Genomic DNA, 13,369 nt, shown 5'->3' with positions numbered 1-13,369 from the left:
CAGGCACCGTACGCGGCGGGAAAGCCGGGGTGCCTCTCATTTTCCCCCGGGTACGGGACAATCGGCGTTGTGAGCCTGAAGATCCACATCGATGACAGCGCGCCTCCGTACGAGCAGGTGCGGGCGCAGATCTCCGAGCAGGCGCGGTCCGGGGCGCTGCCGGTCGGGTACCGGCTGCCGACCGTGCGGGGGCTCGCCGAGTCCCTGGGGCTCGCGGTGAACACGGTGGCCAAGGCGTACCGGGCGCTGGAGGGCGACGGCGTGATCGAGACGCGGGGGCGCAACGGCACGTTCGTCGCCGCCGCCGGCTCTGCCGCGGAGCGCGAGGCGTCCCTGGCCGCTCAGGCGTACGCCGAGCGGGTACGCCGCCTCGGACTCGGGGAGCCCGAGGCGCTGGCCGCGGTGCGCGAGGCGCTGCGCGCGGCCTACGGACAGCGCTGAGCCGAGCCGAGCCGGCCCCTGAACCGAGCGTCGTCGCTGAGCCGTACGGGTCGTCGCCGTCGCCGTCGCCGTCGCCGTCGCCGAACACCGTTCGCCGAGCTGATCCCAGCTGTGCTGTGCCGAGCTATGCCGTACCGTGCCGTGCCGTGCCGTGCCCAGCTGTGCTGTGCCGGCCGTGCCCAGCCGTGCCGTGCCGTATCGGCCGTGCCGTGCCGCCGTGCCGAGCCGTGTCGGCCGGCGCCGTTGCCGAGCCGAACCGGCAGGCCCGTGGCCGGGCGTCGGCGCGCCGGGAGTCCGTCAGCCGTGCCGGGACGGTTCCGGGATCCGCGTCACCGTGAGCCCCGCCCGGGCGGCCGCTCGGCCGAAGGCACCCGCGTCCGCCACCGCCGCACCCCCCGGGTCGTTGTTGAAGTACGCGTACACGTCCTCCCCGTCCGACCAGGTCGTCGCGATGCGGTCGACCCACGTGTCCAGGGAACGGCGCCCGTAGCGCGGCCAGGGCCGGGCGCGTCCCTGGTGGAAGCGGACGTAGCCCCAGTCGGTGGTGCGCCACAGCGGGGTGACGGGGCGGGCCAGGACGTCCGCCCAGCACAGGGTTGCGCCCCTGGCTTCCAGCACCTTGCGCACCTCGGGCGTCCACCAGGAGTCGTGGCGCGGCTCGACCGCGACCCTCGTGCCGCGCGGGAAGCAGGCCAGACAGGCGTCCAGCAGGGGCGGGTCGGCGCGCAGGGTGGGTGGCAGCTGCAGAAGGACGGGCCCCAGCCGGTCGCCCAGGCCCGCCGCGTGGGTCATCAGCCGGTGGACGGGCTCCTCGGGTTCCTTCAGGCGCTTGATGTGGGTGAGATAGCGGCTGGCCTTCACCGCGACCACGAAGTCCGGCGGCACCCGCTCGCGCCAGGCGGCGAAGTTCTCGCGTGAGGGCAGCCGGTAGAACGCGTTGTTGAGCTCCACCGTCGCGAACAGCCGCGTGTACTCCTCCAGCCACAGCCGGGTCGGGACCCCCGCCGGGTAGACGACGTCCCGCCAGTCCTTGTACTGCCACCCCGAGGTGCCGACGAACAAGGTCATGGCACCATCAAAGCACTACAGGTACAGACCCGCGTCCGCCCCTTCCCGGGCGCCCGGCACCGATGTCGGTGTCGTGCCCCGGCGCAGCGCGTACAGCTCGGCGAGCGTGGCCCCGTCGCGGCCGACGCCCTCCTCGGTGCCGAGCCAGTCCACCGCCTCCCGGCGGGTCAGCGGGCCCACCTCGATGCGGGCCAGGCAGCGGCCGGGGCGGACCACGGCCGGGTGCAGGCGCTCCAGGTCCTCGTTGGTGGTGACGCCGACCAGGACGTTGCGGCCCTGACCGAGCAGGCCGTCGGTGAGGTTCAGCAGCCGGGACAGGGCCTGGCCCGCCGTGTGCCGGGCCTCACCGCGGATCAGCTCGTCGCAGTCCTCCAGCAGCAGGAGCCGCCAGCGGCCCTTGCCCGCGCCGTCGTCCTCGCCGATCGCGATGTCCATCAGGTAGCCGACGTCGGAGAAGAGGCGTTCCGGGTCGAGGACGCAGTCGACCTGGCACCAGTCCCGCCAGGAGCGGGCGAGGGTGCGCAGCGCGGAGGTCTTCCCGGTGCCGGGCGGCCCGTGCAGCAGGAGCAGCCGGCCCGCGATGTCCTCCGGGGTCGTCTTCATCAGACGGTCCATCGCGTCCGCCACCGGCCCGGTGTAGTTGGGCCGGACCTCGTTCCAGGTGCCCGCCGAGATCTGCCGGGTGGTGCGGTGCGGGCCGCGCCTCGGCGAGACGTACCAGAAGCCCATCGTCACGTTCTCGGGCTGCGGTTCGGGCTCGTCGGCCGCGCCGTCCGTGGCCTGGCCGAGGATCCGCTCGGCCAGCTCGTCGGTGGTCGCGGTGACCGTCACGTCCGCGCCCCGGTTCCAGCGCGAGACCAGCAGGGTCCAGCCCTCGCCCTCGGCGAGGGTGGCGCTGCGGTCGTCGTCGCGGGCGACCCGCAGCACGCGGGCGCCGTCGGGCAGCAGGGTCGCGCCGGAGCGCACGCGGTCGATGTTCACCGCGTGCGAGTACGGCTGCTCGCCCGTCGCGAAGCGGCCGAGGAACAGCGCGTCGACGACGTCGGACGGCGAGTCGGAGTCGTCGACGTGGAGCCGGATCGGCAGAGCGTCGTGTGGGTTGGCGGACATGCCGCCATGATCCGGCACGGACGGGCCCGGCGCACGGCATTTGAAGCCGCTCGTTCCGGGTGTTCCGAGCCGGTGCCAGGTCTTTCCAAGACCTGCCCCCCGTCCGGCCTCCCCCATTACTGTTGTCCTCGATGGCGCGTCATGGGTGGGATGCGGGGACTCGGCGGTGGCGGCTCATCGCCCTGCTCGGGGTGGGCGCCGCGGTGCTGGCCCTGGTCGTGACCCTGCTCGGCACGCCGTCCGGCGCTCCCGGTACCGAGGGCACCACCCGCGACGGCGACAAGGTGCACGGCACCCCCGCCCTCCCCGCCGCACCACCGTCGCCGGACGTCGGCTGGGGCTTCACGCACACCCAGTACAGCGCCGACCAGGGCGGGCAGGCCGCCACCCGGCGGGCACGGCAGCTGCTCGGACAGGGCGGCGGGCTGCCGCAGAACCAGCACATCATGGGCTGGGGCGCGGACAACCCCGAACCGGTCCGGGGCCACTACGACTTCGGCACGCTGGACCGCCGCATCGACTTCGTCCGCGCCTCCGGCGGCACCCCCGTGATCACGCTGTGCTGCGCCCCGGACTGGATGAAGGGCGGCAAGGCCGGGGCCGGCGACACGGACTGGAGCCGGGCCGCCCTGGAGACCGCCCCCACCGCCGGCCACTACCGGGACTTCGCCGACCTCGCCGCGACCGTCGCCCGGCGCTACCCCGACGTGCGGCACTTCATCGTCTGGAACGAGTTCAAGGGATTCTGGAACGACGCCCGGTCCCGCTGGGACTACGAGGGCTACACCAGGATGTACAACCTCGTGTACCGGGCCCTGAAGAAGGTCGGCAAGGACATCATGGTCGGCGGCCCGTACCTGTCGATGGACAGCGTCGACCCGCGCGACCCGAACGCCTCCGCCACCCTCAAGGGCCCCTGGGGCGCCATGGACCAGCGGGTCCTGGAAGCCTTCGACTACTGGAACGAGCACAAGGCGGGCGCCGACTTCGCCGTGGTGGACGGCTCCAGCTACACCCGCGACGACGAACTGCTCCCCGACGAGTTCGCGGCCACCGGCAAACTCACCGCGGTCGGCGCGTGGGTACGGCGCCGCACGCACGGCCTGCCGCTGTGGTGGGCCGAGTACTACGTGGAACCCGGCGGCGCCGACGACGAGCGCGACGGCTGGAGCGAACCGCACCGGGTGGCGGTCCAGGCCACCGGGATGATCGCCATGGCGAAGGGCGGCGCCCGATCGGGTTTCTACTGGAACCCGCAGGAGCGGTCGGGCGCCTGCGCCGGCTGCCTGTGGACGCCGACCGGCGGCTCGGACGGCGGCCGGGCCCTGCCCATGTACGGCCTGGTCTCCAGGTTCGCCGAGGCGTTCCCGCCGGGGACGAGGTACGCGTCCGTGCCGGTCGCCGCCGACCACAGGCCCAACGTCCGCGTACTGGCCGACGACAGGACCGTCCTGGTCGTGAACACCCTCAACCGCACGATCAGCGCCGAGGTCGACGGCAGGCGGTTCGACCTGCGCGCCTACGAGGTGAAGTGGCTCGACCGCTGAGCCACCGCACGCTCACTTCATCGTCAGGAACCGCAGCACCAGCGAGGCCAGCACCGTGGCCAGCAGCGGCAGCGAGAACCAGAAGGACCCCTGAAGCAGCCGCAGCCGGCGCACGCTCGGCCGGACCGCCACCCGCACCACCTCCCGGGCGGTCAGCAGCAGGACCACGGCCACGGCGGCCAGCGCGCCGACCACCGACCACGGCGTCCACGTCACCTGCGGCCCGATCGGCCCCGGATCCGGCCGCGGCACCGGACCCGCCGGCCGCTCGCGCAGCGCGTACAGCGTGACGTCCTCGTTGACCAGGACCTTCGTCAGCTGCCGGCGGCCGTCCAGGTTCCCGGTCAGCCGGGACTCCCAGTCCGTGGAGTAGCCCGCGTCCAGCTCCAGATAGGTCACCTGACTCCGGTTGACCATGAGGTACGAGTTCGGGCCCGCGTCCCTGAGCGCCTTGACCAGGCCCGACGCCAGCGCCGGGTCGGCCGGCGCCAACGTCGGCAGATAGTCGACCCGCTCCATGTCCCGGGCGCCCCACGGCATCGCCGGTGTCACGTCGTTGACCGGGTCCTGGGTCAGCCACAGCAGCCGCACGGTCGGCTTGTCGTGGGCGTACACCCAGTCCATGGCCGCGACCTCGCCCGGCCGGACCCGCTCGAACGGCTCGTTGCCCCAGCGGGCCACCAGGAAACCGCCCATCAGCAGCAGCCCGGTGAGCAGCGCGGCCAGCGGAGCGAGCCCCGCCCGCGCTGCGGCGCGTTCCCGGGCGGTGGCGGTGGCGGTGGCGGTCTCGGGCGCGGTGGCCGGTGCCGGGGCGGTCGCGCCGGTGCGCGGGAAGAGGGCGAGGGCGCCGAGCAGGGCCGCGCCCGGCACGGCGAACATGAAGACGCGCAGCGCCATCTCACCGCCGTACGACTGCATGCCGAAGCCCAGGAACGGCACGAGGACGAGGATCGGCAGGGACCTCTCGCGGTACCGGTGCGCGCGGCGCCGCCACCAGCCCCAGCAGGCCAGTGCGAGCACCGAGCCGGCCATCAGCACCCGGGTGTACAGCACCAGCTTGTGCGTCGGACTCCCGCCCTGGATGCGGCCGGAGACGGACGTCGAGACGTTGCCGCCCACCCCGCCCACCCCGCCGAAGAGGTCGTCGAAGTGCCCGGACCAGTACGGCTCCGCCATGAAGCCGACCCAGACCGCGACCAGCACCGCGAACAGCAGGGGCAGGCCCCGCAGTTCGCACCGCCCGGCCGCCACCAGGGCGGCCAGCACGCCGAGCATCACGAACGGGGTGAGCTGGTGCGCCGGGACGCTCGCCGCGTACAGGCCGACCAGCACGAGCAGCAGCACGGCACGTTGACGCCGGTCGGTGGGCTCCACCTCGGCCTCGCCGGGCCGCAGCCCGCTCCACAGCACGCGCGGCGGACGGAACCAGACCAGCAGGATCGCCGCGAAGGTCAGGTACAGCAGGTAGGTGAAGCCCTGAGGGGAGAAGTAGTCCTGGCCGACCCAGCCGCTCAGCACGAAGATCCAGACCCCGGTCCACCTGGCCCGCCAGCTCGCCCGCAGCGACCGGGTGAGCAGGAACATCGGTGCCAGGTAGACCAGTTGGACGGCGGTCGGCCACCAGCGGATGATCTCGGTGAAGTCGGTGACACCGCAGGCCCGGCCCGCGAAGGCGGCCACGGCGAAGAAGCCGGGCCAGCTCCAGCGGGCGTCCAGGTCCGGCACGGCGGAGCCGGTGCGGTCGATGTAGTCGATGAAGCCGAGGTGCTGCCAGGCCGTGGGGAACCGCGGCGCGGTCTCGATCACCGCGGGCAGAGCGTGCAGGGACACCACGGTGGCCACCAGCGTGACCAGCAGCAGCGCCCGGTGCTCGCCGCGCAGCCGGAGCAGCGCGGCGAAGACCGTGATCAGCAGCGCCGCCCCCACCAGGGTGGCCGGCGGCAGCACGGAGATCAGCCCGAGACCGCCCATCCGGTCCAGGTCGGCCTCGCCGAGCCGGAGCGCGGGCACCCAGTACAGCAGCAGCGCGGCGGTCAGCAGACACCCCAGGGCGGTGCCCGAACGGGTGGGCAGCAGCCGTTCCCGGAGCGACGCACGGACGGCCCGCTCCCCGGGCACCGCATCCTGCACCGCGGCTCCGTCCGCCCCGGCGGCTTCGCGCCCGTTCCCGGTGAGGCGAGCGGACACTCCCGAGAGGCGCAGGCCCGTTCTCGCGGAGAACACGCCGGCCCTCGCGGGGGACACGCCGGCCGTCGCGGAGGGAGTGGCGGTCTTCGTCGGGAACGCGTCGGCCGTCGTGGAGTGAGTGCCGGTCCTGGCGGGGGACCCGTCGGCCGTCGTGGAGGGGGCGCCGGTCTTCGAGCGGGACCCGTCGGCCGGTGCGGAGAGGGTGCCGGGCGGCGGTACCGGTGTGCCCGTGGGCGGTGTGCCGGGGCCCGGCCGGACGTCCGGCCGGCGCTCGGCGTGGTCGAAGTCGAGATGGATGCCGAGGCCCAGCGTGTCGGCGTCCAGCGCCCACGCCGGGCTGCGCCTGCGTGCCGGGGAGCCGGCCGGGGCGGTGGGGTCCCCCTTGCGCGGGCGGAGGCGGGCGCGCGGGAGCATCCCCAGGTCGGCGAGGTCGCCGTCCGGTGCCGCCGTGTCGGGTGGGGCGGCGGGCGCCGACCGTACCGTCCGCCACAGCCTCGGCGCGGTGATCGCCACGATCACCGCGATGCTGCCGGCCTCGGCGACGCCCGCGCCGGTCAGCCCCGTCCGGGGCAGGAGCAGCAGGGTCAGGCCCAGCACCAGCACGCACAACAGGCCCTGGAGCCAGGCGAGTCCGGCGGTGCGGCTCTGCGCGCGCAGCACCGCGAAGTACGTCTCGATCACGACCCGCAGGACCGAGCCGACGGCGAGCCAGCGCAGCAGCGGGGTCGCCGCCTGCGCGTAGCCCTCGCCGAACACACCGAGGATCCAGGGCGCGCCGAGGAACAGCAGGCCCGCGATCGGCAGCATGATCCGGGCCATCCGCTTCAGCGCGGCGCGGGTGTGGGCCGCCAGCCGTGCCGGATCGTGCGAGCCCTCGACCGTGAGGGACGCGCCCATGTTGATCGCGAGCAGGTCGGTCGTGCCGCCGATGGTGGTGGCGATGTAGAAGTAGGCGTTGTCCGCGGAGCTGACCTGCGACGCGATGATCACCGGAACGAGGTAGATCACGGCGAGCGAGAACAGCGAGCCGGTGTAGTCCCCGGCCAGGAACCTCCCGACCTCCCTGAGCGTGGGCGGCTCGGCGCGGCCCGCGGTCCGCCCGACGTGCCGGGGCACCAGCCGCCGGAACACCAGCCAGCCCAGCGGCACCACCGAGAAGGCGATCGCGGCCACCCAGGACACGAAGACACCGGTGGTCGGCACGGCGGCGGCGAACGCGGCGAGCAGGGCCAGCTTCACCGCGGAGAACACGGTGTTGCCGACCGGTACCCAGGGCGCGCTGCGCAGCCCGGTCAGCACACCGTCCTGAAGGGTGAGCAGGTTCCAGGCGACGACGGCCGCGACGAAGCCGAGTCCGTTGACCGGGCCGTGCAGGAACCGGTACGACGGCCCCCACCTGTCCAGCGTCACCAGGAAGACACCGGCGGCCAGCGCCACGATCAGCGAACTGCCCGCATAGGTACGGAAAACGAGCCGGCCGGTGCGGGACCCGGACACCGGGATGAAGCGGGCCAGGGCGCCGGTCAGGGTCACCGCGGTGAGCCCGGCCAGGAACTTCATCGCGGCGATCGCCGCCGAGCCCTGGCCGACCGCGGACTCGGAGTAGTAGCGTGCCGCGGCCAGCCAGAAGCCGAGTCCGAGGACGGCGGAGATGCCGGTGTTGAGCATCAGCGCGTAGGCGTTGCGGAACAACGGGCTGCCGCCGGGGGAGCGCCCCGTGCCGGGCAGCCGCAGACGGCGCCGGTTCGTCGCGGGCGCCTGGGCGCCGGGCGCTTCCTTCTCGGTCGTGGTGGTCGTGTCAGACACGGGAACGAATGGCCTTCCGGCGGACCTGGCGGGCTCTGCGGACGAGGGCGTACCCCCTGGTGAGGGCACGGTCCCGGGCGAAGGCGCGGGTGAGGGCGCGGCCTTCGAGCAGTCGCTCGAACTCCTCGGCGCCGGTGCCGCGGCGGACCGTGACGCGGCGCAGCGCGTACGGCCCCTGGCGGCGGCGCGCGAGGGCGTTGCCGACGGCGAGCGCCTGGGCGTACCCGGCCGCCCGCACGGCCTGGCGGACCCGACGGCTGGAGTAGCCGTACGGATAGGCGAACGACACCGGCCGGGTGCCGAGTGCGTCCTCGACGATCTCCGCGCAGCGGGTCAGCTCCGTGCGCAGTTCGCCGTCGCCGAGCTGGTCGAGCTGCGGGTGGGTGTGGCTGTGCCCGCCGATCTCGACCCCGGCGGCGGCGAGTTCGCGCACCTGCGGCCAGTCGAGCATGGTGTCGAGGCCGCCTCCGGTGTCGTACGGGCCCTTGAGCCAGCCGGTGGAGACGAACAGCGTGGCCGGAAAGCCGTGTTCGGCGAGGACGGGCAGGGCGTGCCGGTGCACACCCTCGTAGCCGTCGTCGAAGGTGATGAGCACCGGCCGGGCGGGCAGGGGCCGGCCGGAGCGCCAGCGGTCGGCGAGGGCGGTGGTGGTCACCGGGGTCAGACCCAGGTCGCCGATCAGCGCCATCTGTTCCGCGAAGGCCTGCGGAGCGACCGACAGCGCGCGGGTGGCGTCGTTGGGAGCGGTCGCGACGGAGTGGTACATCAGGATGGGCACGGGCGTGTCAGTCATGTGCGCCTCCGCCGACCGGTACGACGCGGAAGGTGGTCGCCGCCCGCCGGGCCCGCGCACTGCCCACGAGGTATCCGCCCGCCGCCGTGAGCACCCCGGCGACGATCGCCCCCGCGCGCCCCGCCCCGCCCGGTCTGCCGAGCAGGGCGTCCCGCAGGCCCCGGACCACCCCGGCCGGCAACACCCGGGTGACGTAGCGGCGTTCGGACTCCAGGCCCTTGCCCGCCCCCACGCTCCGGGCGACCAGGGCCTTGGACAGGCCCTCGGCGTAGGCGCGGGTGCGGAAGTAGGCGAAGTGCTCGCGGGGGCCGGGGACCCGGTGGTGGATCACGGCCCGGTCGTCGATGAGCAGGACGGCGCCGGGGCGGGCCCGGGCGAGGCGGATGCACAGCTCCGTCTCCTCGCAGCCGAGGGGGCGGCGGTCGCCGTCGCGGCCGATGCCGGTGGCGAAGCCGCCCGCCGCCTCGAACGCCGTGCGCCGGAAGGAGGCGTTGCCGCCGAGGACGTTGCGCACCCGCACCCGGCCGGGCGGCAGCCCCTTGTAGGTGCAGCCCACCACCCAGTCGAACTCCTCCGGGAACCAGGCGGGGCGCCGGCCCGACGCCCAGACCGGCATCGTGCGGCCGCCGACCGCCATCACCCGCGGGTCGGCGTAGCCCCCGGCGAAGCGGCGCAGCCAGTCGCGTTCGGCCACGGCGTCGTCGTCCAGGAAGGCGATCACCTCGCCGTGGGAGGCGGCGATGCCGGTGTTTCGGCCCGCCGACAGGCCGCGCGGGCCCGCGTTGGGCAGGATCCGCACGCCCTCGGTGTCCTGGTACTCGCGGGCCAGCCGGTCCTTCAGGGCCGGGTTGTGGTCCACGACCAGGAGTGTCTCCAGCGCCGGATACGACTGTGCGCGCACCGAGGAGACCGCCGCGAGGATGTCCTCCCAGCGGTCCTCGGTGTACACGCAGATCACGACGGAGATGCCGGGACCGCTCAAGACACCTCTCCCCGCCCGGTGTGCGGCAGCGGCGAGCGGTTCGTGCGCCGGCGCAGGTCACGCCGGTTGGAGCGCTCCGCGAGAATCACCTTCAGCACCCGCAGCCCGTCGCGGACGGCCCGCAGATTGCTGGTGCCGTGGATGCGCAGGTACTCGTGGCTCGGGATCTCCTGCACCTTCAGCCCCGCCTTGACCACTCTGATGTTCATCAGCGTCTCGACCTCGAAACCGGTGCAGTCGAGGTCGATCTTGTCGAGGCAGTGCCGCCAGAACGCGTTGTAGCCGTAGCAGAGGTCGGTGTAGCGGGCGCCGAACTTGCGGTTGACGACCGCGCACAGCGCCCGGTTGCCGAGTTTGCGGATGAAGGTCATGTCGTCCGTGCCGCCGCCGTTGGCGAAGCGCGACCCCTTGGCGAAGTCCGCGCCGGACACCAGCGCGGAGACGTAGGAGACGATCTCGTTGCCGTCGGCGGAGCCGTCCGCGTCGACCATCACGATGATGTCGCCGCTGCAGGCCTCGAATCCGGCGATCAGGGCATCCCCCTTGCCCTTGCCGTGCTGATCGACGACCTTGACCTCCGGCCACAGGGAGCGGGCGACGTCGACCGTGCCGTCCGTGGAATTGCCGTCCACCAGGACGACTTCGTGGATCCAGCCGGGCAGTGACTTGAAGACGTAGGGCAGATTCTCCGCCTCGTTCATGGCGGGGATCACCACGCTCACCGGCGGAGTGATCGCCAGGTGGGAGGAGATGGGCCGATAGCCGGCGTGGAGTGACGGGTCGCTGCCCGAACTCGGCGGGCGCACAACGGAACTCATGAGTTTTTCCCTCTCGTCCGGTGGACCGCCCACCCCCGGGCGGCCCTGCTGTGTGTCCGGTTCGAAAGGGGGGTTCTCGTCCTAGGCACGGTGGACCGATCCGCGTGCCCGCAGACGAGCTGGCAAAGCTGGCCGGGCAGCCGCGGAAGAACGGCAGCCGGTCGCGCGGCACGGCTCGGTGACGGTTGCGCTCACCGAGCACGGCACCCCCCTACCGCGCCCCGCCCCGGAGACGCCGCGGCCCTGAGCCCTCCCCCTGGAGCCGTATGCCGACGTACCGGTGCGAGTGAGATCCATGACGGTATTGACGATGGAACCCGAAAGGCAAGACCTGCCAGGTTTCCTTGCTTCTTTCCTGGTTCGGCCGTTACACCACCTTGGTCTTCGTTGTTCGCTCTTGTGCCCGTCTTCCGGAGATCCGTTGCCGGAACAGGCCGAGGAGCAGAAGTGACAGGCTCAGCACGGTCACCGCGACCACCCCGCCGCGGATCGACCACCGGTGGAGCGCGAGCATGCACTGGGCGACCAGCATGTCGACCGCCACCGCGCCCGCGAGCGCGCACAGGACGCGGCCGAACGGATCCAGCCCGCGCAGTGCCGTGCCGATCGCCGCGGCCGGCGCCATGAGCAGGAAGAACAGCGCGCACGGGCCACGCAGTGGAGAAGCGGAGTCGATGGACGCGAGCAGTGCGCCCACCGCTGCCACGGCGGTCGCGGCTCCCGCGAGCAGCGGCGACGGATCTCTCCCCGGACCCGGCCGCCCCCCCAGGGCGTCGGGCGGGGAGCCGCCGGACGAAGGTGTCTTGCTACCCAAGGTCTGCATGGGCGAGTTTGCCCCCCGACGCGCCGGATGCCGGACTTCAATGTGGCGCAGGCGGGGGTGGGCCGTCAAGACGACGACCCCCCGCCTGGTATGCGCTCGATCCGGGGCCGTCGCCGCTCGCCTGACGGACCGTCAAGGGGCGTTACCTGCCACAGGCAATAGGTGAGTGGTGAACATTTTGCGTTGATCCTGTTGAGACGCCAAGAGTTTTGGCATGGACACTTCCCGTCAACACGCGTAGTTGCTACCACAGTTACGGCAGAGATGCTGCTAAAGGGAGGTTCCATGAGACGTTCCCGACTTACCGGATTCGTTACCTCGCTCCTCCTCGCCGCCGGCCTCGGTCTCACCGGGGTCGCTTCGGCGCAGGCGTCCCCCACGGCCGCGACCGGCGGCTATGTGGCCCTCGGTGACTCCTACTCCTCCGGAGTGGGCTCCGGCAGCTACATCAGCTCCAGCGGTGACTGCAACCGCAGCACGAAGGCGTACCCGTACCTGTGGAACGCCGCCCACGGCCCGTCCTCGTTCGCCTTCAACGCCTGCTCGGGCGCCAAGACGGACGACGTCCTCGCGAACCAGCTCGGCTCCCTGAACTCCTCCACCTCACTGGTGTCCATCACCATCGGCGGCAACGACGCGGGCTTCGCCGACGTCATGACGACCTGTGTGATCCAGTCCGACAGCGACTGCCTCGCCAAGATCAACACGGCGAGGTCGTACGTCACCAACACGCTCCCCGGCAAGCTGGACACCGTCTACAACGCGATCAGCGCCAAAGCCCCGTCCGCCCGCGTGGTGGTCATCGGCTACCCCCGCTTCTACCTGCTCGGCCAGACCTGCCTCGGCCTCTCCGAGACGAAGCGGTCCGCGATCAACGACGCGTCCGACCTCCTCGACGCCACCGTGAAGACCCGCGCCGGCGCCCACGGCTTCGTCTTCGGCGACGTCCGCACCACGTTCTCCGGCCACGAGATCTGCTCCGGCAACTCCTGGCTGCACAGCGTCAACTGGCTCAGCATCGGCGAGTCCTACCACCCCACCGCGGCAGGGCAGTCCGGCGGCTATCTGCCGGTACTCACCAACGCCGCCTGACCCGTACGAGCTCGCCCGTCAGGGTGAACTCCCGGGCGAGCCCGAGGCGGACGCGGAGGCCCCTGCCGAAGGGGTCTCCGCCGTCACGCAGGTCACCGAGAACGGCACGGACTCCGAGGTGACGCGGACCGGGCCACGCACCTCCACGGCGATCTCGTTCCGAATCGTCCCCGCGTCGGAGTACGCCGTCACCGTCACCCGCACCTGCCCGGACCTGTCGCCGCCGGCCGGGAAGGACAGCGTCCTCCACCCCGGGTCCGACACCGATCCGTGCTTCAGTACCCACCGGTACTCGACCTTCGCCGGCAGCCGCCCCACCGTGAACGTCGCCGTGAACGACGGCGCCTGGGCGGCCGGCGGCGGACAGGTCCCCGCGTACGCCGTGTGCGCCCCGGCCAGGCGCACCTTCACCGACTGGGCCGGCTCACCGCTCGCCGAAGGGGTCCCGTGCGCGGGCGGGGGAACCGCGCCGTCCGACTCGGGGGCGCCACTCGGCGCGGGGGAGTGCGCACCGCCGCCTGCGCGTCCGGTGCTCGCCGTGTCGTTCGCCCTGCCGGCCGCGCCGCCCCCACCGCCCCGGTGGAGCAGCGCGTACGTCAGCCCCGCCAGCGCCAGGACCACCGCCAGCACGCCCGCGATCAGGACGACGGCGGCGCGCCGGTCGCGCTCCGGCCGCCGGTCCGGCCGCCGGTCCGGCCACGC

10 protein-coding genes and 1 pseudogene are annotated in these 13,369 nt (G+C 72.9%); 3 read left to right on the top strand and 8 right to left on the bottom strand.

Annotated features, from left to right (window positions below):
- Positions 1–69: 69 nt before the first annotated feature.
- The gene (locus tag ABVB68_RS29715) at positions 70–441 is read left to right on the top strand and encodes a GntR family transcriptional regulator (RefSeq protein WP_353604264.1); all 372 of its coding nucleotides are present in this window, start codon (positions 70–72) and stop codon (positions 439–441) included.
- 297 nt (positions 442–738) lie between these two features.
- On the opposite strand, the gene ABVB68_RS29710 is transcribed toward ABVB68_RS29715, so the two are convergent.
- Together ABVB68_RS29710 and ABVB68_RS29705 are read right to left on the bottom strand one after the other, a co-directional pair.
- Positions 739–1,509 carry a DUF72 domain-containing protein gene (locus tag ABVB68_RS29710; RefSeq protein ID WP_353604263.1) on the bottom strand — a complete coding sequence of 257 codons (771 nt, stop codon included), beginning with the start codon at positions 1,507–1,509 and terminating at the stop codon, positions 739–741.
- A 15-nt stretch (positions 1,510–1,524) separates the two neighbouring features.
- Positions 1,525–2,619, bottom strand: a complete 1,095-nt coding sequence (locus ABVB68_RS29705; RefSeq protein ID WP_353604262.1) for a DUF5925 domain-containing protein — start codon at positions 2,617–2,619, stop codon at positions 1,525–1,527.
- Between the two features lie 131 nt (positions 2,620–2,750).
- On the opposite strand from ABVB68_RS29705, the gene ABVB68_RS29700 reads away from it, so the two are divergent.
- On the top strand, positions 2,751–4,166 hold the full coding sequence (locus tag ABVB68_RS29700; RefSeq protein WP_353604261.1) for a glycoside hydrolase family protein: 1,416 nt from the start codon (positions 2,751–2,753) through the stop codon (positions 4,164–4,166).
- Positions 4,167–4,178: 12 nt separating this feature from the next.
- Here the strand turns inward: ABVB68_RS29700 and ABVB68_RS29695 are convergent, their stop codons facing one another.
- From ABVB68_RS29695 to ABVB68_RS29675, 5 genes are all read right to left on the bottom strand, one after another.
- Positions 4,179–8,159, bottom strand: a complete 3,981-nt coding sequence (locus tag ABVB68_RS29695) for a lipopolysaccharide biosynthesis protein (protein ID WP_353604260.1) — start codon at positions 8,157–8,159, stop codon at positions 4,179–4,181.
- Positions 8,152–8,952: a polysaccharide deacetylase family protein gene (locus ABVB68_RS29690; protein ID WP_353604259.1), complete on the bottom strand. Its 801-nt coding sequence runs from the start codon at positions 8,950–8,952 to the stop codon at positions 8,152–8,154. The genes ABVB68_RS29695 and ABVB68_RS29690 overlap by 8 nt, the downstream gene beginning before the upstream one ends.
- Positions 8,945–9,934, bottom strand: a complete 990-nt coding sequence (locus ABVB68_RS29685; RefSeq protein ID WP_353604258.1) for a glycosyltransferase family 2 protein — start codon at positions 9,932–9,934, stop codon at positions 8,945–8,947. The genes ABVB68_RS29690 and ABVB68_RS29685 overlap by 8 nt, the downstream gene beginning before the upstream one ends.
- Positions 9,931–10,752: a glycosyltransferase family 2 protein gene (locus ABVB68_RS29680; protein WP_353604257.1), complete on the bottom strand. Its 822-nt coding sequence runs from the start codon at positions 10,750–10,752 to the stop codon at positions 9,931–9,933. The genes ABVB68_RS29685 and ABVB68_RS29680 overlap by 4 nt, the downstream gene beginning before the upstream one ends.
- Positions 10,753–11,119: 367 nt before the next feature.
- Positions 11,120–11,458: a hypothetical protein gene (locus ABVB68_RS29675; protein ID WP_353604256.1), complete on the bottom strand. Its 339-nt coding sequence runs from the start codon at positions 11,456–11,458 to the stop codon at positions 11,120–11,122.
- A gap of 402 nt (positions 11,459–11,860) precedes the next feature.
- Here ABVB68_RS29675 and ABVB68_RS29670 point away from each other — a divergent pair, with 402 nt between their 5' ends.
- On the top strand, positions 11,861–12,667 hold the full coding sequence (locus ABVB68_RS29670) for an SGNH/GDSL hydrolase family protein (protein WP_353604255.1): 807 nt from the start codon (positions 11,861–11,863) through the stop codon (positions 12,665–12,667).
- A gap of 18 nt (positions 12,668–12,685) precedes the next feature.
- On the opposite strand, the pseudogene ABVB68_RS29665 reads toward ABVB68_RS29670, so the two are convergent.
- A pseudogene (locus tag ABVB68_RS29665) lies at positions 12,686–13,369 on the bottom strand (serine/threonine protein kinase); the annotation flags it as partial.

Origin of the sequence: Streptomyces sp. NPDC096012, assembly GCF_040426375.1 — a bacterium.
In the GTDB taxonomy this organism is placed as follows: Bacteria; Actinomycetota; Actinomycetes; order Streptomycetales; family Streptomycetaceae; genus Streptomyces.
Note: the sequence above shows the minus strand (reverse complement) of the source record. Positions and strands in the feature narration are given on the sequence as shown.

Bases quoted from the DNA above. Each gene is read 5' to 3' on its own strand.
- ABVB68_RS29710 (WP_353604263.1), bottom strand. From the start codon at position 1,509: ATGACCTTGTTCGTCGGCACCTCGGGGTGGCAGTACAAGGACTGGCGG.
- ABVB68_RS29705 (WP_353604262.1), bottom strand. From the start codon at position 2,619: ATGTCCGCCAACCCACACGACGCTCTGCCGATCCGGCTCCACGTCGAC.
- ABVB68_RS29700 (WP_353604261.1), top strand. From the start codon at position 2,751: ATGGCGCGTCATGGGTGGGATGCGGGGACTCGGCGGTGGCGGCTCATC.
- ABVB68_RS29690 (WP_353604259.1), bottom strand. From the start codon at position 8,952: ATGACTGACACGCCCGTGCCCATCCTGATGTACCACTCCGTCGCGACC.
- ABVB68_RS29680 (WP_353604257.1), bottom strand. From the start codon at position 10,752: ATGAGTTCCGTTGTGCGCCCGCCGAGTTCGGGCAGCGACCCGTCACTC.
- ABVB68_RS29670 (WP_353604255.1), top strand. From the start codon at position 11,861: ATGAGACGTTCCCGACTTACCGGATTCGTTACCTCGCTCCTCCTCGCC.